The sequence below is a fragment of the Micromonospora sp. LZ37 genome, assembly GCF_059359015.1.
The window spans coordinates 1-23,795 of record NZ_JCADBL010000009.1 but is presented as its reverse complement, the minus strand read 5'-3'; the positions used below and the strand labels follow the sequence as shown (position 1 = coordinate 23,795).

17 protein-coding genes are annotated in these 23,795 nt (G+C 68.6%); 12 read left to right on the top strand and 5 right to left on the bottom strand.

From position 1 onward, the window contains the following. The first annotated feature begins 30 nt into the window (after window positions 1-30). The 5 genes from AC5L3Z_RS18940 (at window position 31) to AC5L3Z_RS18920 (ending at window position 9,133) form a co-directional block, all read left to right on the top strand. Window positions 31-1,833: an ABC transporter ATP-binding protein gene (locus AC5L3Z_RS18940; protein ID WP_494844160.1), complete on the top strand. Its 1,803-nt coding sequence runs from the start codon at window positions 31-33 to the stop codon at window positions 1,831-1,833. Between the two features lie 73 nt (window positions 1,834-1,906). Then, on the top strand, window positions 1,907-2,593 hold the full coding sequence (locus AC5L3Z_RS18935; protein ID WP_494843765.1) for a VOC family protein: 687 nt from the start codon (window positions 1,907-1,909) through the stop codon (window positions 2,591-2,593). Window positions 2,594-2,748: 155 nt separating this feature from the next. Continuing rightward, on the top strand, window positions 2,749-3,513 hold the full coding sequence (locus AC5L3Z_RS18930; protein ID WP_494843763.1) for a hypothetical protein: 765 nt from the start codon (window positions 2,749-2,751) through the stop codon (window positions 3,511-3,513). A gap of 72 nt (window positions 3,514-3,585) precedes the next feature. Next, window positions 3,586-8,010 carry a BREX system serine/threonine kinase PglW gene (pglW, locus tag AC5L3Z_RS18925; protein ID WP_494843761.1) on the top strand — a complete coding sequence of 1,475 codons (4,425 nt, stop codon included), beginning with the start codon at window positions 3,586-3,588 and terminating at the stop codon, window positions 8,008-8,010. A 145-nt stretch (window positions 8,011-8,155) separates the two neighbouring features. Continuing rightward, window positions 8,156-9,133 (top strand): hypothetical protein, encoded by a 978-nt coding sequence (locus AC5L3Z_RS18920; protein WP_494843760.1) that lies wholly within the window; start codon window positions 8,156-8,158, stop codon window positions 9,131-9,133. A gap of 77 nt (window positions 9,134-9,210) precedes the next feature. Here AC5L3Z_RS18920 and AC5L3Z_RS18915 read toward each other — a convergent pair whose 3' ends face one another. After that, entirely contained in the window at window positions 9,211-10,002 is a 792-nt protein-coding gene (locus AC5L3Z_RS18915; RefSeq protein ID WP_494843758.1) for an RNase H family protein, read from the bottom strand. A 630-nt stretch (window positions 10,003-10,632) separates the two neighbouring features. Continuing rightward, entirely contained in the window at window positions 10,633-11,022 is a 390-nt protein-coding gene (locus AC5L3Z_RS18910; protein WP_494843756.1) for a protein NO VEIN domain-containing protein, read from the bottom strand. 180 nt (window positions 11,023-11,202) lie between these two features. Here AC5L3Z_RS18910 and brig1 point away from each other — a divergent pair, with 180 nt between their 5' ends. Together brig1 and AC5L3Z_RS18900 are read left to right on the top strand one after the other, a co-directional pair. Next, window positions 11,203-12,081 (top strand): anti-phage DNA glycosylase Brig1, encoded by an 879-nt coding sequence (gene brig1, locus AC5L3Z_RS18905; RefSeq protein WP_494843754.1) that lies wholly within the window; start codon window positions 11,203-11,205, stop codon window positions 12,079-12,081. Continuing rightward, window positions 12,078-12,923, top strand: a complete 846-nt coding sequence (locus AC5L3Z_RS18900) for a hypothetical protein (RefSeq protein ID WP_494843752.1) — start codon at window positions 12,078-12,080, stop codon at window positions 12,921-12,923. Before brig1 ends, AC5L3Z_RS18900 begins: the two co-directional genes overlap by 4 nt. 64 nt (window positions 12,924-12,987) lie before the next feature. Here AC5L3Z_RS18900 and AC5L3Z_RS18895 read toward each other — a convergent pair whose 3' ends face one another. Both AC5L3Z_RS18895 and AC5L3Z_RS18890 read right to left on the bottom strand, forming a co-directional pair. Further along, window positions 12,988-14,031: an ADP-ribosylglycohydrolase family protein gene (locus AC5L3Z_RS18895; RefSeq protein ID WP_494843750.1), complete on the bottom strand. Its 1,044-nt coding sequence runs from the start codon at window positions 14,029-14,031 to the stop codon at window positions 12,988-12,990. A 270-nt stretch (window positions 14,032-14,301) separates the two neighbouring features. Next, window positions 14,302-14,595 (bottom strand): DivIVA domain-containing protein, encoded by a 294-nt coding sequence (locus AC5L3Z_RS18890; protein ID WP_494843748.1) that lies wholly within the window; start codon window positions 14,593-14,595, stop codon window positions 14,302-14,304. Between the two features lie 312 nt (window positions 14,596-14,907). Here AC5L3Z_RS18890 and AC5L3Z_RS18885 point away from each other — a divergent pair, with 312 nt between their 5' ends. From AC5L3Z_RS18885 to AC5L3Z_RS18870, 4 genes are all read left to right on the top strand, one after another. Beyond that, window positions 14,908-15,147, top strand: a complete 240-nt coding sequence (locus AC5L3Z_RS18885; protein WP_494843746.1) for a winged helix-turn-helix domain-containing protein — start codon at window positions 14,908-14,910, stop codon at window positions 15,145-15,147. Between the two features lie 72 nt (window positions 15,148-15,219). Beyond that, window positions 15,220-18,807, top strand: a complete 3,588-nt coding sequence (gene pglX / locus AC5L3Z_RS18880; RefSeq protein WP_494843745.1) for a BREX-2 system adenine-specific DNA-methyltransferase PglX — start codon at window positions 15,220-15,222, stop codon at window positions 18,805-18,807. Next, window positions 18,804-20,012: a hypothetical protein gene (locus AC5L3Z_RS18875; RefSeq protein ID WP_494843744.1), complete on the top strand. Its 1,209-nt coding sequence runs from the start codon at window positions 18,804-18,806 to the stop codon at window positions 20,010-20,012. Before pglX ends, AC5L3Z_RS18875 begins: the two co-directional genes overlap by 4 nt. Window positions 20,013-20,101: 89 nt before the next feature. Continuing rightward, a complete protein-coding gene (locus AC5L3Z_RS18870; RefSeq protein ID WP_494843742.1) occupies window positions 20,102-21,358 on the top strand; it encodes a hypothetical protein in 1,257 nt (418 codons plus the stop codon). Between the two features lie 457 nt (window positions 21,359-21,815). On the opposite strand, the gene AC5L3Z_RS18865 is transcribed toward AC5L3Z_RS18870, so the two are convergent. Beyond that, on the bottom strand, window positions 21,816-22,502 hold the full coding sequence (locus tag AC5L3Z_RS18865; RefSeq protein WP_494843741.1) for a hypothetical protein: 687 nt from the start codon (window positions 22,500-22,502) through the stop codon (window positions 21,816-21,818). A gap of 298 nt (window positions 22,503-22,800) precedes the next feature. On the opposite strand from AC5L3Z_RS18865, the gene AC5L3Z_RS18860 reads away from it, so the two are divergent. After that, on the top strand, window positions 22,801-23,688 hold the full coding sequence (locus AC5L3Z_RS18860) for a hypothetical protein (protein ID WP_494843740.1): 888 nt from the start codon (window positions 22,801-22,803) through the stop codon (window positions 23,686-23,688). Window positions 23,689-23,795: the final 107 nt, after the last annotated feature.

The following is a 23,795-nucleotide window of genomic DNA, read 5'->3' as shown; positions in this document are numbered from 1 at the left end:
TGAGGTAACCTCAGCAACTTGGAGGTCCACTTGGACACCACCCCCACCCGCCGGGAGGGCCGCGGCGGCACCCCCCGCGCCGTCACCGCCGCCGAAAAGGCCCAGGCCCGCGACGTGTCGCTGCGGCGCATCGGCCGGCTCTTCACCGCGTACCGCTGGCAGTTGGCCGCCGTCACCGCGATCATCGTGGTCTCCTCGGTGGTCGCGATGGCCTCGCCGTTCCTGCTGCGCGCCGTGATCGACCGCGCGCTGCCCGCGCGCGACCTGACCCTGCTGGCCTGGCTGGTCGGCGGCATGGTCGCGGTCGCGGCGGTGACCGCCGTGCTCGGCGTGGTGCAGACCTGGATCTCCACCCGGGTCGGCCAGCAGGTGATGCACCGGCTGCGCACCGACGTCTTCACCCACCTGCACCGGCAGTCGATCGGCTTCTTCACCCGCACCCGCACCGGCGAGGTGCAGTCCCGCATCACCAACGACATCGGCGGCATGCAGAGCGTGGTCACCTCCACCGCCACCTCCATCGCGTCGAACCTGACCACCGTGGTGGCCACCGCCGTGGCGATGGTGGCGCTCTCCTGGCGCCTGTCGCTGGTGTCGCTGGTGGTGCTGCCCCCGGCGATCCACCTGACCCGCAAGGTGGCCCGGATGCGCCGGGAGATCACCGCCCGGCGCCAGCGCGAGCTGGCCGACCTCAACGTCACCATCGAGGAGGGGCTCTCGATCAGCGGCGTGCAGCTCAGCAAGACCCTCGGCGCCGGAGCCGCGCTCACCGACCGCTTCGCCGCCTCCTCGGCCCGCCTGGTCGACCTGGAACTCCGCTCCGAGCTGGCCGGCCGCTGGCGGATGGCCTCGATGACCGTCATCTTCGCCGCGATCCCGGCGGTCATCTACCTCGGCGCGGGGCTGCCCGGCACCGCCGGCACGCTGAGCATCGGCACCCTGGTCGCCTTCACCGCCCTGCAGGGCGGGCTGTTCCGGCCGCTGATGGGGCTGCTCAACGTCGGCGTCACGCTCACCGCCTCGCTGGCGCTCTTCGCCCGCATCTTCGAATACCTCGACCTCCCGGTCGAGGTGGACGACCCGGCGTACCCGGTGCGGATCGACCCGGCCCGGGTCCGCGGCCACCTGCGCCTGGAGGACGTCACCTTCAGCTACCCGGGCGGCGACACCGCCGCCGTGGCCGGGGTCACCCTCGACGTGCCCGCCGGCACCAGTCTCGCCCTGGTCGGCGAGACCGGCTCCGGCAAGAGCACCCTGGCCGCCCTGGTCACCCGGCTGCACGACCCGGACAGCGGCCGGATCACCATCGACGGCGTCGACCTGCGCGACCTGCGGCTGACCGACCTGGCCGCCGTCGTCGGCGTGGTCAGCCAGGAGACCTACCTGCTGCACACCACCGTGCGGGAGAATCTCCGGTACGCGCGCCCCGACGCCACCGACGCCGAGATCGAGGACGCGGCCCGCGCCGCGCAGATCCACGACCTCGTCGCCGCACTCCCCGATGGGTACGACACGATGGTCGGCTCCCGCGGCCACCGCTTCTCCGGCGGGGAGAAACAGCGCCTCGCGATCGCCCGCACCCTGCTGCGCGACCCGCGCATCCTGGTGCTCGACGAGGCCACCAGCGCACTGGACACCGAGACCGAGCGGGCGGTCCAGCGGGCCTTCGACGCGCTGGCGGAGGGGCGGACGGTGGTCACCATCGCGCACCGGCTCTCCACCGTCCGGCACGCCGACCAGATCGCCGTGGTCGACCACGGCCGGATCGTCGAGGCCGGCACCCACGAGGCGCTGCTCGCGCGCGAGGGCCGCTACGCCACCCTGGCCGCCTGACTTCGGACCACCGCTGCGAAATACCCGAGATCCGAACCGCGAGTCGGCCGTCCTCCGTAGGTAGAGTGGCGCGGTGCAGAGTGGAGTGCAGGCGCAGGTGCCGGTGCTGTACGTCGCGGACGCCGACAGCGCCCGGCGGTTCTACGAGCTGTTCGGCTACTCCGAGATCCGCACCGGCGGCGACGGCGAATCGCGCTGGTCGTACCTGCAGTGCGGGGAGCTGACCCTGCTGCTGGCCGCGGTCACCCCCCGGCTGGTCACCGTCGAGCTGCCGCTGCTGATCTACCTGTACGTCGAGGACCTGGCGACGACCGTCGAGCGCCTCACCGCCGCCGGGCTCGCCGTCGAGCGGGTCGGCTATCCCGAACACGCCCCCGGTGGGGAGTGCCGCACCACCGACCCGGACGGCAACGTGGTGCTCTTCGGGCAGCGGCGGGCCGTACCGGAACAGGCGCGGGTCCCGCAGCCCGGCACCGAGGCCCGGTTCTCGCTGATCCGCGAGGCGGCCGAGGCGGTCAGCCGGCGCGGTGGCGCACCGGCCCGGTGCCAGATCGGCGCCCCGCGGGGCGAAGCCTGCCCGGCGCCGGCCGAGGTCAAGCTGGCCGACTCGTGGGGCGACACCGTGTGGGGCTGCATGGCCCACGCCGACGAGGCCCTGCTCAACGCGCGGGGCGCGTTCCTGGCCACCGAGGACGGGCAGGGGCTGGGGGAGTTCCTCCGGGCCCGGCAGGCGCATCCGGAGCAGACCACGCAGGGCTGAGCCGGCCCACCGGCCGGAGCCGAGAAGGACGCCGGCGACCACCCGGAGCTCTGGCCGCCGTACCCCGGCCCGGCTGCCCCTCCTGCTTATGATCATGCGCTGGTGACTGCTGCCTCAGTCCAGTCGCCCGATCCACTGCGCGAGGAGGTCTGCACGTGCCGAAGAACGACGGTCCATCCATGGCGGGGCGGTTCGAGGATGCCTGGCTGGACCTGGAGTCGCACCTGAGGCAGCGGTGGCGCCAGCAGACCGGGCAGTGGCAGGGGAGCGGGCTGGACGCAGGCAAGCTGACCGCCTGGGCGCGGGAGCAGCGCATCCTGACCAGCGACCAGGAGACGTTCCTGGACCGTTGTCGAGGCGTGCGCAATGCCTATTCGCACGTCTCGTTCGAGGGCTACCGGGGGCCCGTGGCGTATCCGCCGAAGGAGGTCGTCGAGAGGTTGGAAAAGATCCTCGGCGGCATTCGTCATCCTAAGGCCGTCGGGGACCTGGCCCGGGAAGCCCTCACCTGTTCATCGACCACGCCGCTACGTGAGGCGTTGAAGATGATGCGTCGGAATGACTTCTCCCAACTGCCTTACCAGCATCACAGCGGGGATTGGTTCCTGGTCACCCGGGAACAGGTGGGCCGGTGGGCGGAGGCGCACGCCGACGATGACGGCCTGGCGTTGCTGAATCTCGGCGTCCCCGTGTCGTCGTTGGCGGACGATCCTGAGGTCGGGCCGGTGGTGCCACGGCGACTGGCGGCATCGGCGCCGTTGGCGAGAGCACTGGCGGAGCTGGAGGATGCGCTGCACCGCCCGGACGAGACAAACGGCGGATACCCCCTCGTGCTGGTGACGTCGAAGGGGGAGCGAGCTCCGGTTCGTGTGCTGGCCGTCGATGACCTCCCCTCGGCGTACCGCGAGTTGGGCCGCTGACGCCGTGACGGTGAGATCGACGAGCCCTGTCGGTCGATCACCGCATGACCCCGTGGGCCTAGGATCTTCCGCATGCAGGAGGGTCGGTGGACGACGATCACGCCAGCGCAGTTCGCGCACGAGCGGGAGGCGCTGGCGCACGTCCAGGCACTGCTACCGGACACCGAGCCCTACCGGGCCTGGTCGAACTTCACCTTCACCGCCCAGACCGGGCACCCGTACGAGGTCGACCTGCTGGTCGCCGCCCCGGGTGGGCTCTACCTCATCGAGATCAAGAGCCTGACCGGCCGGCTGATCTCCAGCGGGTCCAACTGGATCCTCACCAAGCCGGCTGGCACGCGGACCTTCGACAACCCGCTGCACCTCGCGGACCTCAAGGCCAAGAAGCTCAAGTCCCTGCTCCAGGTCGCCGCGACCCAGCGCAAGGGGCCGCCGGTGAGGATCCCATTTGTCCAGGCGGCGGTGTTCCTGTCCAAGCCCGGCCTGCATGTCGATCTCTCCGAACACCACCTGCACAACATCTACGGACCTGAGCCGGCGCCGGGGCACCAGCCCGGTCCACTGCCCACCATCACCTCGCTGCTGCAGCGCTCCCCGCAGGACGAGCGCCACCGGGTCACCAAGGAGTTGTCGTCGGCCCTGCCCGACCTGCTCAGCGCCGTCGGCATCGCCCGTAGCCGGAAGCACTACCAGGTCGGCTCGTGGGAGTTGGAGACCCGACCGTTCGATCTCGGCCCCACCTGGCAGGACCACTACGCCCGGCACCGGGACCTCGAGCGGGAACACCGCCGCATCCGCATCTACCTGGTCGAGCGGAACGCGGTGCAGACCGAGCGGGCGAGCATCGAGCGGGCTGCCCGGCGCGAGATGGTGGCGCTGCACGGCATCAACCACCCGGGCATCGTGCGGGTCGATTCGATGGAGTCGCACGAGGCCGGCCCGGCACTGATCTTCCGGCACGACCCGCGGGCGATGCGGCTGGACCACTACGTCGCCCAGTACGGCGGCAAGCTCGACCCGCTGAGCCGCCTGGCGATGATCCGCCAGCTCGCCGAGGCGGTCGCCTACGCGCACCGCCGCCGGCTGCACCACCGCGCCCTCTCCGCCCGCAGTGTGCTGGTCAGCCCCGGGCCGAAGCGGCGCGGGGGAAGCGAGGAGGAGGCGTGGCTGGTCCCGCAGTTGCAGATCAGCGACTGGCAGGCCGCCACCCGCGCCGCCGACTCGGCCGGCGGGAGCAGCGGTGATCCCGTCACCCTGTCGTCGCACGCCGCCTCGCACATCGAGCTCTCCGCCGAGGCGTACCTCGCGCCGGAGCTGACCGCGCCCCGGCCGGACCCGGTCGCCATGGACGTGTTCGGGCTCGGCGCGCTGGCGTACCTGATCCTCACCGGGCAGCCGCCCGCGGCGAAGCGTCAGGAGCTGCTGGCCCGGATCGCCCGCGACAACGGCCTGCGCCCCTCGTCGACGGCCGACGGGATCACCGAGTTCGCCGACGAGCTGATCCAGGCGGCCACCGCCCCGATCCCCGCCCAGCGCCTCACCACGGTCGCCGACTTCGTCGAGATGCTGCAGGTGGTCGAGGAGGAGCTGACCGCGCCGCCGAAGTCGGTGCACCCGGAGGAGCCCGAGCCGGAGGAGACCGACCCGCTGGAGGCCCGCGGCGGCGACCGCGTCGGTGAGTGGTCGGTCAGGAAGCGGCTGGGCACCGGGTCGACCTGCCGGGCGTTCCTCGCCCACAACGAGCGCACCGGCAAGGACGAGGTGCTCAAGGTCGGCCTCTCCGACGAGAAGGGCGCCCGGCTCGCCCACGAGGCCCGGGTGCTCGGGCCGCTCACCGACTCCCGGGTGATCCGGCTGGCCCGCCCGGAGCCGCTGCAGATCGCCAACCGCACGGTGATCGTCCTGGAGCACGCCGGCGAGCTGACCCTGGCCCGCAAGCTGCGCGACGACGGCCGGCTCACCGTCGACGAGCTGGAGACCTACAGCGACTACCTCTTCGGCGCGCTCGACTACCTGGAGGGCGAAGGCGTCTACCACCGGGACATCAAGCCGGACAACATCGCCGTCCGCGTGCGTCCCAACCGCACCCGGCAGCTGGTGCTCTTCGACTTCTCCCTGGCCGGGGTGTCGGTCAAGGAAATCGCCGCCGGCACCCCGCGCTACCTCGACCCGTTCCTCGGCACCGCGAGCCGCCAGGTCTACGACAAGCACGCCGAGTGGTACGCCCTCGCCGTCACGCTGCACGAGATGGCCTCCGGTGAGCTGCCCGTCTGGGGCGACGGCGGCACCGAGCCGCAGCTGACCGAGGGTCCGCCGGTGCTCGCCGCGGAGGCGTTCGACCCGGCGATCCGCGATGAGTTGGTGGACTTCTTCCACCAGGCCCTGCACCGCGATCACCGTCACCGGTTCGCCTCGCTGAAGGACATGCGCGACGCCTGGCAGCAGGTTTTCCGCCGGTCCGACGCGAGCACCCCGGTCGGCACCGACCACCCGGAGATTGAGGCCGACGAGCCGGACGAGAAGGCCGCCGAAGCTGCCCGCGAGGAGGCCGCCGGCAAGGCGACCCGGGCGACGGCCCTGGAGGCCGCCGGGCTCACCCCGCGCGCGGTCTCCGCCGCGCACCGGCTGGAGGCCACCACCGTCGGGGAGTTGCTCGCCGTCGCCAACCGGTTCGCCACCCTGCCCGGCCTGGGCGCCCGGACGCGTAAGGAGCTGCAGCGTCGGGTCAAGGAGTGGCGCACCCGGCTGGGGGAGCGGGAGACCATCCCCACCTCGGCCGCCGCCCGCAAGGCGGCCACCGCCGAGGTCGCCACCGAGACGTCCGCCGGGGACGGTGAGACCGATCCGGTACGCGTCGGCCTCGACGCGATCGCCACTCTGCTCGTGCCGGCGAAGAACGGCCGCAACGCCGCCGAGGTCGAGGCGACCCGCCTCCTGCTGAACCTGCCGGACGAATCCGGTGCCCTGGCGGCGCTGCCGCTCTGGCCGCAGCAGCCCCTGGTCGCCACCGCGGTCGGGGTGACCCCGGGCCGCGTCGCGCAGATCCTCGGCAAGCAGCGCAAGCGCTGGCACGGCCTGCCGGTGGTCGACAGCGTGCGTACCCAGATCATCGAGCTGTTGCGCGACGGCGGCCGGGTGATGGGCGTCAGCGAGCTGGCCGCGGCCCTGCTCATCAGCCGTGGTTCGCTGCGCACCGGCGACGCGCTGCGGCTCGCGGTCGCGGTGGCCGCGGTGCGCGCGGCCGTGGAGGTCGACCCGCTCGCCGACGAGCCGCGGCTGTTGCTGCGCCGGCACGCGCGGGCCGACATCGACGGCAAGCCCCATCCGCGCGGCGACCGCTTGCTGGTCGCCCTCGAGGCCGGCGAGGACGACGCGCCGGACACGCCTGCCGCGCCGGCCCTGCTGGACTACGCCGACGCGCTGGGCAAGGCCGCCGACAAGCTCGCCGCGAGCGAGGTGCTGCCCAGCGCCGCGACGGTGCTGCGTACCCTCGCGGCGGTGACCGCACCGGGTGGCGCGGCGGACTCGATCGACGAGCGGCGGCGGGTGCTGCTCGCCGCGGTGGCCTCGGAGCGGGCCGCCGCCACCGCGCGGCTCGAGCTCTACCCGCGCGACCTCGACCCGGTACGCGCACTGCGACTCGCGCAGGCCGGCGTGGTGCCACCGGCCACCACGACCGAGGGACGGCGCGGGCTGACGCCGGAGCACGTCGTGCAGCGCGTCAACGCGCGCTTCCCCGAACTGGAGCCGCTGCCACCGCGCCCCAAGCTGGACCGACTGCTCGCCGAGGCCGGCTTCGACCTGCGCTGGGAACAGGGTCGGTACGTCCCGCCGCCCCCGCGGGCCGGCTCGTCCTCAATGTCGATCATCCAGCGGCGTCCGTCGGCGACGACCGCGCCGAGTCGCTGGGCGGCCGAGTCACCCGAGCTGGCGGAGGCCATGCGGGCCGAGGAGCGGCTGACCGGCGCCCGGTCCGCCGGAGGGTTCCGGGCGCTGACGGTACGACTCAGCCGGTACAACCTGGCCCGGGAGGAGTTGGTCCGGCGCTTCGACGCCCGGCCGGTCAACGTGGCCGCCCGTTTCCTGGACCACCTGCACGCCCTGGTCGACGCCAATCCCAAGCCGACCTGGGAGACGGTCCTCGGGGCGGACAACGCCGAGCCGAACACCCGACCGGCGATCAAGCTGGGCGAGTACGTCGAGCGGGCCTGGCAGCTGGCCGCGCCGGAGCTGCGGACTGAGCTGTCGGCCGAGACGGGGCCGGTGCTGCTGCACGACGCGGCGGTGCTGGCGCGCTACCGGGCGATGGAGCGGCTCTACGAGCTGGCGGATGCGGCGCGGGGTGGGGCGGGGGGCGTGTGGCTGCTCTGCCCGATGGAAGACCCGGCGCTGCTGCCGAAGCTGGACGGTGCGGTGGTGAGGGTGGGCGACAACGAGTGGATCGGCCTGCCGGACGCTTGGGTCGTCAACGCTCACCGAAGCGCTGCTCAGGTCTGACGCGACCTGTCCGGCGATTCTTGTTCTCTTGCCACGGGTCAGTGACTGATCGGTCGATTGGCGTTGATCACTGTGGCTGGTGTGCTCTTCCGATCTGACAGGAGACGCGCAGGGCGCACTCTGCAGACGGATCGGGGGAGTCCGCATGATGGTTCAGCCCAAGGATCGATTCAGTGCGCGTTGCCGTACGGCGCGGTTTCCCACATTGGTCTCGCGCAGCGGGGTACTCGAGTTCACGACCGACGACCTTGCGCACGCCCTCTTCACCACAGGGCGGGCACCTGGCGATCAGGTTTCCCACGGCTTGGCCTCCGTATGGGAGTTCATTCACCGGGTTTCGCTCATCCCTGGCTACATCCGGCGGTCTGACGGCGGTGGACTAGTCAAGTCTGCATTGGCTTGGGATCTGGATCGCTCGGAGAAGGTGTCGCTTTCGTACGCCCTCGGGCAGGCGATGACGGGCATCTTCTGCCGGAAGAAGCTCGGGGTGAGATTCCTGCTGCACGTCGACAGGTATGCCAGTAGGTACGGCGTGACGTTCGGCGCCACCAGAAAGAGAGCCGATCTCATCGGCAGGTGCGCTCAAGGATGGGTGGTCGCTGAGGCTAAGGGAAGATCGAACGCCATGGAACCCGCCCTGCCCCGTACCCTGGTTGCACAAAAGCGTTCGGTCAAGTCGATCGCTGGTGAACGTCCGTGGCTTGCCCTGGGTTGTGTCGCCTCCTTCCCACCGCAGGCGTACGAGTTGTCGATCGATGCGATTGATCCGGATGAAGAGGAGATCGAGGCGGTTGACCTTAGCCTCGAGCTGGACAGGTACACGCTGGCCTACTACGAACCGTTCCTTGCTGCCGTCTCGGCGGGCGTGCTCGACGACGATCAGGACCAGCGCTACATCACGTCCAGACTAGACCTGCTCAATCTGCGTGTCGGCCTGCGTCGGGATGTAGCCGAACGGCTGCAGCGAGCTCGGGAAGGAGAGTTCCAGGGCCTCTACGAATCAGTAACCGTAATGCTGGAGGAGGGCGACGAGGCCCAGCGCGTAGCTGAGCCCTTCCGTGACGGCACGCTGATGGAGACCAACTGGACCGACGCTATCGCCCTCAACGACTGGCGGTTCTAGCGATTCTGTCAGCCATCCACCCGCTCCACCAGCGTGCCGTTTGGTGGACTCGACCAGCGGGCCCTAACGTTTCTTGGTCATCGGCGAGGCTCAGTAATGTGGCGGGTCACCGTGCTGCGGGCGATGGTGCGGGCATCGGAGTGAGCCGTCTGCGTGGAAATCCTCCCTGTGGCCCAGAGGCGAGCGATCTTGGCGAGCGCGTCGGCTCCCTCGTTGAGGGGATGGCCGGTGTGGGCTTGCACCTTCTGCACGCTGACTCGGTCGGTGTTCGCCGCTACAAGGCGTGCCAACTGCAGAATGGTCGCCGTTCGCTCGCTGGCCCGGTCCAGCGTGTACCCAGGTGGCATCCGTTCACTGCCGTCGCGCCAGAGTTCGATCAGTTCCAGAGCGTCGAGAGAGTCGGTCAGGATACGGACCGGATGCTCCGGGATCAGCCGAAGTAGCGCCCGCCAGATCGCGCGCAGTTCGGTCTGCAGGACCTGCTGGCCGACGATCCGGGGAGGAATACTGCTTGCACCAAGACCGTAGTGTCCGCTGTCGGCCACGTAACCCCAGCAGATCGGACGGTTTCGGATATGTCCGTCGAGCTTCTTATACGAACCATCGGTTGCGAGGACCACAGGTGCCCCTGGCTCCGTCAGGAAGTCCTCGACAGTGGCCTGGTGTGAGTATGAGTCCCTGCTGACGTCCCTGCCTCGGCCAAACTTGACCTCACCTGGCTTCGCGGGCCGTCCCGGCACCGGCGCCGCACAAACGGACCCGACGAACTTCTCAATGACCCGATCCGGGTGTCGCCACGTCCCTCCATGCATCACCGCGACGTGGCGGCAGTTATCGCAGATGCAGGCTTCCGGCTCTTGCTCGGTCATTCGGGCTGGCTCCTTCACGCGCCGTCGGGGCACGGGTGAGCATAGGGCCGACGCGCCAGGAGCGTGATCTTGCCCCGACAAGGCCGGTCCTATCAGGACGGCGTGCATTGCTGGCGCGGACTCTTGCCGGACTGTCACTAGGGATAACGAGTTGACCAGGAGGGGTGGTCGGCGGGTGCAGCAAGTGCAGGCCGAGACATCGATGGGTTTAGTGATTAGGTTGCGGGCGAGGCTGTCGGCGACACAGGTCAACTCCAGTCGGGAGACCAGATCAACCGGGAGCGCGTCAAGCCGTGCGAGATGCCAAGGAACGTTGTCCGCTACCTCTGCGGCATAGCCGCCTACCCCGGCGGAGCGGCGAACAGCAGAGCCTCTCCGCGAGGACCGGCTCTACGAGCCGGCCGACGCGGCATGCGGCGGGGCCGGGGACGTGTGGCTGCTCCGTCCGATGGCGGACCCGGGGACGCTGCAGAAGCTGGAGGTGCGGACGTACGTGTGGGTGACAGCGAGTAAATCGCCCTACCGGACGCCTGGGTCGTCAAGGCCCATCAACGCGCCGTCACGGCGTAACTCGTAGGCTGAATCGCTGGCGCCGTTCGTGGCGAGTACGTCAGGTTGCAGGTCCAGGATTCAGGCGGGTGCGTCGTAGTCAGCAACGGGCCACGGGAGCGTGTAGTACCGCTGTTCCTTCGCCCGTCCTAGCAGTTTCTGGAGGCGTTCGCCCCCGAGCATCTTGAGAGTGAACTGGCTGGGATCGCCTTGACGGACGTTCTCCACCACGTAGATCCAGAAGTCGGGGTTCTGAAGGGCCTCCTCGACCTGGCGGACTTCGAGCCACAGATCAGTGCCCCTGGCTGACTTTCCGTAAGCCTTCACCTCGATCATCAGAGGTGGACTCGCCACGTCACCTGCAGCTCCGGTTCCCCTCACGTCGCATGCCGTCCGTCCGGCTTGACGCTCTCTCATGATCACGTAGTCGATCGCAGCTGTCTCAATTGCTCGGTTACCGATGATCTCCATCGCTCGCCCCCACAAGAACCGTTGTGCAGGCACGGTAGTTCGCGGTCGCCACCAATGGAAGGACACCGAAGGTGCTGGCAGCAGGCCACGACGCGGAGTTTAGGGCCGTCCCCTCGACACTCGCTGAAGTCTTGGCGCTGCGCACCTGCCTTCGCCCAGATCCACCGATAGCCTTCCGGCATGACGACATCGGCGCGGGAGCGTGTTGCGGCCTTCTGGGATACCCACATCGCGGCGTGGCTGAGCGGCGATGATCCAATGCCGTCGCCGCTTCCGCAGTGGTTCGAGTCCTACAAGGGCATCGGGCCGGGGAAGCCGACCCTCGATGGCTTCCCGGAGCCGTACCACGGCGATCTCCTCTGCTTGAAGCACACGCCCCGGGTGGTAGTGCTCGGGCTGAACCCGGGGGAGTATCGCTGCCAGTTTCAGTCAAGGGGCGGCATCTTCGCGAAGGAGATCAAGAAGCACGGCTCCTACAGCAACTGGGCGACGACCGGCCCCTACAACAGGTCGCCCTGGGAAGACGAGATGGGCATCAACCGCTACTACCAGGCGCGGGTGCGGTTCACCCGCAACTGGCTCCAGGACCCGAACGCCGACCACACGGATCTGCTGATCTTTGAGAGCTACCCCTGGCATTCCAAGTCTTTCAGGGGCCGTTTTGAGCCACCGCGGGAGGCCATCGAGCAGTTCGTCTGGCAGCCGATCGCTGAGCTGCCGGTGCGCGACGTCTTCGCGTTCGGCAAATCCTGGCATGTTCTCGCCGAGGCGCTCAGGCTGACCGAGACAGGCGCCTTCGACGCAGGCGGCCCGGGATACAGCTCCTCGGCTGCGGGCCGGAAGGTGCGGACCCATGCGCTCCCCTCCGGTCAACGGCTGGTCGTTGTTTGGCAGCCCGGGTACGCCGGGCCGCCGAGCGCCAAGGAGACCGCCTTCCTCCGCGGTGCGCTCGTCCGAGGGGCGAGTGATGTCCCTAACGAAACCCCACCCCGTCCCAGGGCGGGCGCGTCCAGCAATCCGGCCTTCATTCCGACCTCGGCCGGCCAGCCGTCACCATGACCCTCGCCAGCGACACCGTCGCGACCGCCAGACGTATCGACGAACTCGGTCAGTACATGGGCGAGCATGTCTTGTCGCCGTCCGGGACATGCGTCTGCCGGAGGCTCGGCAGCTGCCGACAGACCGTGCTGGGCGGCCGAGGTAGGGCGCCACGACCGGAGGCGGCCTTCGCCGCCGGCCAGTTGTCGCACGTCGGCCACCACTACGACCTGGTGCTGGACGGGGTGCCGGCGCGCACCCTGGTCATCGCGATGGAGACCGGACGGGCACGGGAGGGCGTCACGCTGAAGGAGCGCCACGCCGAGGTGATGCAGTCGGCGAGTCTGGTGTTCACCGCCCGGAACCCGCACATGCGCGGTGTCACCAGCGCCTTGCGACTCGCGGTCGGCCGTGATCCCGGGGCCGACCGGGATGGTGAGCATATCCACCTCGACGGCGCCCGCTCCCCGGTGCACCTCTTCGATGCCTACGCCATGGCCAACATGCGGTTGTGTTCCGCGGTGGTCAGCGGCACCAGCAAGTCGCTGGGCAACCCGACGATGAGCCAGAACTGCGCCCCGCACATGGCGGCCACAATCAAGATCCTTCAGCCCACCCTGTGCATCGTTCAGGGCGTCGAGGTCCACAAGGCGCTCACCCCGCTCGTGAGCCGCCGTCGTCAGCTCGCACCGCACCTGGAGCAGGCGCGGATCGCCGGCGTTGACACGCTCGTCGCCGCGTTCACTCATCCGTCCGCCATGAGGTTGACCGCCCACTGGGGTCGGGTGACCAGCGCGCCGTACCTGTACGAGACGGTCGCACCGACCATCAGAACCGCGCACCGGCTGATCAGATCGAGATGATGTACCTCGATCGGCATTACGAGCGGGCAGTCAAGGTGGCACGGCGACCATAAGCGCGGATGGGCTACCAGCCCGGGTACCGGTCCCACCAGTGCGGGTCAGTCGGCGGTTCGTATCCGTTGCCGGACGGGCCGTCGACGAACTGGGTCACCAGGTCTCGCGCGAGAATGTCGGCGACCCAGACCAGCTCCAGTCGGGAGACCAGGTCGACCGGTAGCGCGTCCACGCCGTGCGCGGCTCCCAGGAAGGCACCTGTGGTGGCCGCGACGTGGCGGCCATGCGGGACGGCTGCGGCGCACAGGAGGGCCTCTCGGATCTGCTCGCGCGCGGGGAAGGAGGCCGCCACGTAGACGGCCCCGGCAAGCGCGGATGCCGCGCGGGCGTCGGGGGCGAGCCGGGCCAGCTCATTGGCCTCAGCCGGCTTCGCGCGAGCGGCAGCCAACGCCTTGGCCAGCAACGGTAGCCGAGCAGGCCGCTCAGAGGAGGTCTCGCACTCGCGTTGGGCCCGTTGCACCGCCTCCTCGACCCGTTGCCCGGTACGGCAGTGCGCCACGATCGTGGCACCAATGGCGGCAGCGTCCATCGCCTCGGCGGCGTGAGTGATCGCAGCGACATCCGCCGCGAACGGGCCGGGCGGTGATCCCCACCAGTCGCAGAGGCCCGCTGGCAGGCTTCGGGTCAACCCGTGCGCGCCGACACTGGTGCCGACTGGTTTGTCAACCAAGCCCATTTCCTGGCTTTGCAGGGCGGCGATGGTGGCGGGCGCTGAACCGCGCCGAACAGACAGGTCCGGCACCTGGGCCAGCCAGCCGTCCGGCCAGGACTCCTCCTGCCACCGCTTGATCCCCGGGATGCCCTGCATCGCGGCCCAGCGCGTGTAGGCATGCCAGACCATGCCGGCCGGGTGGGTGTTGCCCTTATGGGCATCTCGAACGTGGCCGCGGATGATGCCTTCGACGGTGAAGCAGGCAAGCTGACCGGCGCTGGTGGCCCGCAGCGTTCCGCTGGCCGGTACGGCGCCGCCCGTCGCGCCGATCGCGTCACCGAGCATCAGCCCGAGCATGCAACCCCGAGCGGTCGCAAGCTGCTCCGCCGTCGCCTTGGTCATTCCGCGAAGCATAGGGTCGGGCTGCGCGGGACCGTCTCGGGGCCGGGGTGCTGGTGGCGGGGCGGAGTCCGGCGAGTTGGACGTAGACCTCGCGCTTGGCGGTCGCCTCGCCGCGCCGGTTGAGGACGTAGCCGGTCAGCCAGATCCAGCCGTGGTACGTCGGCTGGCCGGAGACCGACACGACGCGGAAGGTCAGGGCGCGGTCCCCGGCGAACTGCACCGAGGCCCGGCCGTCGATGGTGAGCAGGTCGCCAGGGGAGGGCCGCACGGTCACCAGTGACCGGAGTTGCGGGGGTGATCCTGCGGCGGCCGGCACTCCCGCGCGTGCAGGGTCTGCCAGTCGCGCAGCGCCCGCTTGATCCGGTCGTTCTCCTGGCTGAGCTGCCGTACCGCCTCGACGAGGTCGGCCAGCTCGTCGGCCACGCGGGCCTGGAACTCGCGTACCTCATCGGGGTCGACGCCGCGCCGGCGCGCGGCGAACTCGCGGGTCCGCACCTCGTGCGGCGTCAACCGGCCCGGGTGACCGGCCGGGTAGGGCTGGCCACCTCGATACACCTGAGCCACGACGATCCTCTCTGCGGGCAGGCGGGAGCGCGGAAGCTCCCGGCAGGGGGTGTGGGAAGGGCGGGCCGTCCGCGCGGGGGCCGCGGGCGACCGCCCGCTCGGCCGCCGCAGCTCAGATCAGCGGTACGACGGCAGAGCAGTCCGACGGGTCGGGACGGGCACACGGACCCGCCCCGACCAGGGGATGAGCCGAACTCGTTGCCACGCGAGGAACGGCTCGGAATCAACATAGCTAGGCATGTCAGATGAGTCAACGTCGCTTGTTAGGCGCGTCGCGGTGTGATCGAATCGGATCGCTACGCGAGGAGTGCCATGCGAGAAGTGCCGGATTACTGGCGCATCGCCGACGATGTGATCGCCGACGTCAGGTCCAACAAGTTGAAGCCGGGGGACAGGCTGCCCTCGATCGCCGAGCTGCGCGAGAGCTACGGTGTCAGCCACGGGACCGTGCAGATGGCCTATGCGCGGCTGGAGGCGTTGCGGGTGATCCGTCGGCAGCAGGGCAAGGGCGTCTTCGTCACGGACCCAAAGACCTGGATGCGGGAGCCGTAGGTAGCGACCCGTCGGCCGAAATGGTCCTTACGGGTAACACCGTCACGCGAGCGGGACGACTAGAGTCGTCGCGTGATCGACCGGAAGCTGCTCTTGTCCGACCTGCAGAAGCAGGTCAAGAACCTCGAAAAGGACCTGCGGGCGCAGGCCGAGTCGGTCGAGGAGGTGCGCCTCCGCCTGCGTGGTGAGTACGACCACGCCTTCAAGGTCGGGCGTACCGCCGCCACCTGGGCGGCCTGGCGGGACGAGCGGGTGACCCAGGTCGCCGTCGCGTGGGTGCTCGGCACCGTCTTCGTACGCTTCTGCGAGGACAACGGCCTGCTGCCCGACCCCTACCTGGCAGGGCCGAGGGACCGGCTGGTGCTGGCCGAGGAGGCCGAGGCGCAGTTCTTCCGCGACCGGCCCGAGGAAACCCTGCGTGGCTGGCTGGAGCAGAGCTTCGACGCCATCGCCAGCACCCAGGCCGGCAAGTCGCTCTTCGACAAGCGGCACAACCCGCTCTACCAGATCCCCCTGTCGCACGACGCGGCCAAGGAGTTAATCGGCTTCTGGCGTCGACGCGGCGAGACCGGCGGTCTGGTCCACGACTTCACCGACCCGGAGTGGGACACCCGCTTCCTCGGCGACCTCTACCAGGACCTCTCTGAGTACGCGAAGAAGACGTATGCACTGCTCCAGACGCCGGAGTTCGTCGAGGAGTTCATCCTCGACCTGACGCTCACCCCAGCGATCGACGAGTTCGGCCACGACGTGGTGAAGATGATCGACCCGACCTGCGGCTCGGGTCACTTTGTGCTCGGCGCCTTCCACCGGCTGCTCCAGCAGTGGGAGCAGCACGCCCCCAACCGCGACCTCCACGAGCGTGTGCGCCTCGCTCTTGACGCCGTACACGGCGTCGACATCAACCCCTTCGCAGTAGCCATCGCCCGCTTCCGTCTCCTGGTCGCCGCACTATGCGCATGTCACATCAAGACCTTCGCCGACGCGGCCGGCTACGCCTTCCCGCTGCACTTGGCCGTTGGCGACTCTCTCCTTAAGGCTCGTCAGCTTGACCTATTCGGCGATTCTGATGACCTCGCTGAATTCAATTATGCCACCGAAGACGTTCATGAGCACCCGGGTCTTCTCGAAGAGGGGCGCTATCATTCCGTTGTCGGAAACCCGCCTTACATTGCAGTCGCAGATAGCAAAGCCAGCGATATGTACCGGGCGCTGTACAACGCTTGCGCCGGAGCCTACACTCTTTCGGTGCCGTTTGCGCAGCGGTTCTTTCAGCTGGCAAAGCGGCGGGATGGGAATGGTTGCGGAGCCGGCTATGTAGGGCAGATCACGGCCAATTCATTCATGCGGCAGAATTTTGGCAGGAAGTTGATCGAAGGCTTTCTTGCGAATGACGTCGATCTGACTCATGTAATTGATGCATCCGGCGCTTACATTCCTGGACATGGGACTCCAACTGTGATCCTTGTAGGACGGCCGAGGGGCGCTCGCCGACCCAGCGCCGTTCGAGTGGCCCTCGGAATCAGCGGCGAACCTAGCGCGCCTGAGATTCCCAGCCAGGGAAGAGTTTGGCAGGCGATTACCACCCAAATCGGGAACCCGGGCTCATTGAGTGAGTGGATTGAGGTCGCTGACCTACCTCGTGAGCGTCTGTCTTCACATCCTTGGAGCCTGAGCGGCGGTGGTGCAGGTGACGTGAAGTCATTGCTGGACTCGTCGCCCGGCCCAAGGTTTGCGGACATTGGCGAAGCGGGGACGAGTGCCGTGCCGAGAGAGCACGAAGCCTTCGGCGTTGGTCGCGGCCCTCTCGTAAGGTCAAAGGTTCCTGGCCGGTACCACCGAACGCTCTTGGGTGGAGAAAGCGTGCGGGACTGGAACTTCACTCATGAAGACATTGCCTTGTGGCCGTACAACATGGAGACGCGGCAGCCAGCACCCGACTCCGCCATCGAGAAGTTCCTGTGGCCGGCCCGAGTCGTACTCGCACGACGAATGGTATTTGGGCAGACGCAGGTAGAGCGAGGACTGCCGTGGACGGCCTACTCCATGTTCTTCGTTCGCCGCTTCGGTGGCCTGTCTATCAGCTTCCCAGTGGTCTCAACCGCAAACAACTTTGCTCTCGACCGCGATAATCGAGTATTCAAGCAGTCTGCTCCAGTCGTCAAGTTGAACGAGGGGGCACAGGAGGATGACTACATCCGGTTGCTTGGGGTGCTCAATAGCTCGACCGCCTGTTTCTGGCTCCAGCAAGTCAGCCACAACAAGGGAGAAGGCGGTGGGGCGCGCGTCGACGCAGGCTATGCAGCCATGGGAAGCGAAGCTTGGAAGAACTGCTACGAGTTTACCGGTACCAAACTGCAGGAGTTTCCGCTCCCCTTGGCGTACCCGGCGGAATTGAGCCAGGAGATTGACGGCTTGGCGCAGCGGCTTGCCGCGGTGACCCCGGCGGCGGTCGCGGCCTCCGGTGTGCCCACCCGCGAGCGGCTGGCTGCCGCTCGCGACGAGTGGCATTCGGTCCGGGCGCGGATGGTCGCGCTGCAGGAGGAGTTGGACTGGCAGGTCTACTCGCTCTACGGGCTGCTGGACGAGGAGTTGACCGCCCCGGCTGGCTCGGTGCCGGAGTTGAAGCTGGGGGAGCGGGCGTTCGAGATCGTGCTCGCCCGCAAGGTGGCCGCCGGTGAGGCGGAGACGCAGTGGTTCGCCCGGCACGGGTCGACGCCGATCACGGAGCTGCCGGCGCACTGGTCGGATGAGTACCGGGCGGTGGTGGAGCGGCGGATCGCGGTCATCGAGGGCAACCGCAACATCGGGTTGATCGAGCGGCCGGAGTGTAAGCGGCGCTGGGCCAGCGAGGGCTGGGACGCGATGCAGGCGAAGGCGCTGCGCGACTGGCTGCTGGACCGGTGTGAGGCGCGGGAGCTGTGGTACCACCACGTCGACGGCCTGGAGCAGCCGCGCCCGCTGACCACCGCGCAGCTCGCCGACGAGCTGCGGCGCGACGACGACGTGCTCACCGTCGCCAACCTCTACGCGCCCGGTCAGGATCTCGGCAAGGTGATCGCCGACCTGGTCGCCGACGAGCACGTGCCGCACCTGGCCGCGCTGCGCTACAAGGACTCCGGCCTGAGCAAGCGGGCCGACTGGGAGCAGGTGTGGGACCTGCAGCGGCAGGAGGACGCGCTGCCCGACGAGGCGGCGAAGCGGGAGTTCCGCAAGCAGATCCCGGTGCCGCCGAAGTACACCTCGGCGGACTTCCTCAAGACCAGCTTCTGGAAGCACCGGGGCAAGCTCGACGTACCCAAGGAGCGGTTCGTCTCGTACCCGGGAGCCAGCCGCGACGGTGACCCGTCGTTGCTGGTCGGTTGGGCGGGCTGGGACCACCGCGAGCAGGCCCAGGCCCTCGCGACGCTGATCGTGGCGCGCGAGCAGGAGGACGGCTGGGCCGCCGACCGGCTGTTGCCGCTGGTCGCGGGGTTGCGGGAGATCCTGCCCTGGGTACGCCAGTGGCACGGCGAGTTCGACCCGGAGTGGGGCGCCTCGCCGGCGGACATCTACGCCGGCTTCCTCGCCGAGACCACCAACCGCCTCCACCTCACCGACGAGGCGCTCACGTCGTGGCGGCCCGCGAAGGCGACCCGCGGCCGTAAGGCCAAGGCATGACGACCGAGTCAGTGCCAACCGGCTTGTGGTCGGCGGACGACGTCGAAGAGCTGACCGAGATGCTGGCGGGCCGCCGGTCCCGGCTGTGGCAGCTCACCCAGCCGGCCGACCTCGCGGCCTGGGTGTTCGCCGACCCGGAGCCGGCGCCGCTCGACCCGCCGCCGGCTGGCGTCGACGGTGACTGGGCCGACGGGCTGGACGAGCCGCAGCGCGCGGCGTGGGCGCTGGCCGGATGGGTGGCCCGGATGACGGTGCCCGAGGCGGCACCGACCGCCGGCAAACACTGGCTGCTGTCGCGGGTGAACGAGGGCCATGGTCCGTTGCTGCGGCTGACGGTCGGAGTGCTGGAGACCCTCGGTGTGTACGAGTCCGGCGAGGAGGTGTGGCTGCGGGTGGCGGGAGCACCCATCGTCCTCGCCATGGACGCGGGCGCGGTGGACCTGGAGGAGTGGGGCCGGCGCGGTATCGACATGCAGGAAGACCGGACGAAGACCCTCGCCGAGGAGAAGCTTTTCCTCACCTGCCCGGACATCGACACGGCGCTGTGGTTGCTCCGGCAGCGGCCGGTCATCGCCGCCGCCCGGATGCTCAACGCCTGGGTGGCGGCCGGCCCATTCTCGTTCGAGAGCCGTTACCGGCCCGAGGTCGCCGGTCGAGCCTGGCGGGCCGCCGAGACCCTGCTCGCCGGTGCGGCTCCGGACGAGACCGGCGGGGAGCGGGGCTTCGACCGGGAGTACGCAGGGTCGGCGGTGCCTGGCGACCTGCCGGCGCAGCGGTCGTTCGACGCGGACGCCTACCGGTCCGGGGTGAGTGAGCACGATCGGCTGTGCCAGGCGCTGATCGACCACCTCGCCGCGGAGGGCGTACAGGTCGGGGCGGGGCTGCACGGCGTACCGGTGGATCTGGCCTGGCGGGACGCCGACGGGCGGCAGTTCATCGCCGAGGTTAAGAGCGTGGTCGGGGACAACGAGGTCGAGCAGCTCCGGCTGGGCCTCGGTCAGGTCCTCGAATACCACCATCGCCTCGCGGCGCGCGGAATCGTTGCGACGCCCGTCCTGGTCGTATCGAAATGCACGGACCCGGCTTGGCCGGCTATCTGCGGTGACAACCACGTCATCTTGCTACAGGGTCAGGGCACCCCGGATTGGACGGCTGCCCTGACCAAGGGCCGCCAGCCGGACGCCGGTGTCGCTACCACCGTTTAGGTGGACGTCGGTTTGGGAGAGGACAATACGTGACCATTGATAGCAAGGTGCCCGTGCCAGTATGGACACTCGCTACGGAGCCCGTGAGCGTGCCGGACGTGCTGGGCGGTGAGGGCATGACACCGGCCCGACTGGCGGAACTGAGAACAGTCCTGGCAACCCTTGCGGGTTCTCCGATCGCCACGCTGGAAGCGCATCCGATATCCACCAAGCGCGAGCGGAACGGTGGGATTGCGCTTCATGCAGCCAGTCCGCTCGCTCAGCAGTTGTCGCACCTCGTTGCGCAGACAGCGAAGTCAGCGTCCCCGTCGCTGAACATCGCCGCTACCGGTGACATTCTCTACCGAATGGTGGTACCGGCGAAGGTCGCCGCGCAGGTCGGCAAAGGACTTGTCGCGCCCATGTCTGCGAAGGCGGTTGCTGGAGGTATTCACGGAGCGTTGGTCAACTCCACCGGCCGCATCGCAGCCAGCGCCACATTTGTGCCCGTTGCCGGCAAGGCCGCTGTGGCGGGTGCGGCAACCGGCTCGGCCACCACAGCTGGTGTGGCCGCGGCCAGCGCCGGAGCGTTGACCGTGGCCGCGCCACTTGTGCTGATGGCCGTCGCGGTTGGCGTCAGCGCCTACGCTGATCGCCAACGCCAGGAAGCGATCGAGCGCATCACCGACCTCCTGGAGCAGTTGCAGGAAGACAACCTCGAGAGCGAACGCAACGCGTTGGACGGTTGTCGTGACGCGATCGACAAGGCGACGTCGGTTCTCCTCGACCAAGGCAGAATCGGCCTGTCGTTAGGACTGGATTCCTCGTCGTACGCGATCAACACGGCGATCGAAGGAGCCAAGCGTCGGCTCACAAAATGGCAAAATGCGCTAGCTGCGCTGCCCGACGGCCCGGTTGAAGTTGCTGCGTTGACGAAGCCGTTCCCCGGCATCAATGAGGATGGCGGCGCCTTCCGGGCGCACGTGGAGTTTGCGCGACTCGCCATTGCTCTCAAACGCCGAGTGCTCGTGCTCCAAGCGGTTGAACACGCTCAACGGGAGGGAACCAACAATCCGTTCAGGAGCTTCATCGGGACATTGCAGGACGACGAGCGTCGCGTCGACGAGTTGGAATCAGGCATCAACTCGGTCCTGCTCCGCCTGTCGACTCTCGAGTTGAAGCGTCCCGGCGGTTTCCTCAGCATCATGTTCACGCAGGGCGAGGTCGACGATCTACTCGAAGCCGCATATCGCCTTCGCGCCTTGGGCGATGGCCTCAACGTGGGAGTCCACCAAGCTGACGTTGCGATTGAGATCGAACGAAGCAGCGACGGATCGCTCGTAGTGTTTCCTGCAGTCGCTGCCTAACCGGACGGCGCGCGCCCGAGGACGGCGCACTACCGTAGGCGGCACCCCGGGAGTGTTCGGCGGAGATCCGCGGTCCGCCGCGTGTCCGTGGCGGCAGGTCGGCCAACGGCTGGGGTCTGGTGCTCTGTGCCGTCGCCGTCGTCGTGGTGCTCGGGATGGTCGTCGATTTCGTGGCGCGGCATCCGTACTGGTCGGCCTTCCTCGCGAGCCTCGTCGTTGCGGGGGCGGCCGCGGTGGGTCTTACCGTGTCGAAGCAGCGTGCCCGCGAGCGGGCTGACCAGGCCCAGGAACGCATCTGCTTCACTCCGAGGCCGACCCGCTCGGCAAGTGGGGCTCGGCCCAACAGACCCACTCCGAACAATGGGAGGCCGCTATCCGGGAGGCCGGGAACAACTGGGGGCTCGAGGTCACCCGCCCACACCTACGTATGCTGGTCCCGATAAGGTCGCCGGAAAGGCTAGCGGGCGGCTGCGGCCATGTATCGGTCCACCTGCTTGTCGAGCAGGTCAGCTACGACATCGGCGTCGGCACTCATGAGGCCGCCGGCACCTGTCGAGATGAGCGTCGGCCCCACGACGGCAAATCCCTGCAGGACAGTCGCACTCTGCGTCTCGATGCGTACCCCGAGGCTGTCATCGCCCGTCTTCGGCAGGTTCATCAGCGCGTAGGTGAGCTTCTGGCCCTCCGAGGAGTCCTTCTTGCAGGTTTCCAGCGTCTCGGCCATCTTGGCGAACGAAGCCTTTGCCTGGTCGGCGGTGGCGTACTGCCGTAGGGCGATCACCGCAACTTCGGTCTTCAGGCCGCCACCCTTCTGGTACGAAGCGGAGACCTCGATCTTCGCCGTGTACGGCTGGCGGTAGTTGCAGAAGGTCTTGTCAGGACCGTCCTCGTCTTTTGATGGGTCCTCGCTGTAGCCGGCCGGCATCTCCTTGAGCGGAAGCAGCGCCTTGGCAAGTGCGGTCTTGTCGAGAATCTTGTAGCTCGGCGCCGCCGGAGTGGCGGCAGCGGCCGCGGACGAGGCGGTGACCGTTGAAGTCGCCGGCTGCGGTGCGGCAGGACCACCGCCGCCACCGCCACAGCCGACGAGCGCCGACATCGTGGTGACAACGGTAGCGACGAGCACGGTGGTGCGGGCGACGGTCATCAGGGCATCCCTCTACCTGGCGGAGTGACGGCTGACGCAGCTTAGTGGGTGCGACCGATAAGGTAGCCGCGCCCTTCCGCGCAGCTCTTCGACATCCTTGACGACCATCGATCTTTCGACAGACTCATCGGATGGGCTTGTTCGAGATCAACGCCGACGGGGAACTCGTTCCCGTGCCGTCCTCCACCTTCGCCGCCGAGCAGATCCTGGAGCGCGCGGACCTTCAACGCGCCCTCCGCGAGCACATCGCCGCGCTCGGGGAGGACTTGCTGGTCGTGAGGAGTTCGGTGACTTCGAGGTGCGCCGAAGAATCGACCTGCTCTGCGTCGACCGCGGCGGCCGGCTCGTGGTCGTGGAGCTCAAGCGCACCGAGGACGGCGGGCACATGGAGCTCCAAGCGCTCCGGTATGCCGCGATGGTCTCGGCTATGACATTCGAGCAGCTCGTCGAGACGTACCAGCGGCACCTCACCCAGACCGACCCCGAGAACGCCGACGGCGCGCGGGAGCGCCTCGCCGAGTGGCTGGACGAGGCCGGAGGCGACTCCGCCGTCATTCATCGTCAGGTCCGGATCATCCTCGCCTCCGCCGGCTTCGATCCCCAGATCACCACGACCGTGCTTTGGCTGAATGACATCTACGGCTTGGACATCACCTGCATCCGCCTGACGCCGTACCGGATCGGGGAGAGGAGACTCCTCGACGTGCAGCAGGTCATCCCGCTGCCCGAGGCCGCGGAACTCACCGTTCAGTTGCGCCGCCGGGAGACCGCCGCACGAGCCGCTGAAGCGAGCAGCGGCCGGGACCTGACAAGGTATGTGATCATCACGCCGTCCCGGAGGACGGGGGCGTTGCCGAAGCGCAGAGCTCTGCTGGCACTCATCAGCGCGATGCACGAGGCCGGTGTGGACGTCGCCCAGATGTCGGAGGTGCTCCCCGGATGGCCGCGGCTGCTACCGGTCGACGGCATCCTCATCGGTGAGGCACACCAGGAAGCCTTCGTTCGGGCCCACGGAAGCGGCCGTCAGCTTGAGCGATGGTTCTTCGAGAGCCCCATCCATCGAGACGGCAGAACCTGGGTGCTCTCGAAGATGTGGGGCGCGGACACGGTGGATGCTCTCGATGCTCTTCTCAACCTCGCGCCGTCGCCCGGATACGACTACGAGCCGGTCGCGGCGCAGTCGTGACCTTGCCGCACGTTTCCCCGACGGCCTAGCTGTTCTGTCCATGGACGTTGGTGACGCGTCCGGGATGTTGAAAGGGTGAGGACCTCCCGAGTAGGTGTGGAGCTACC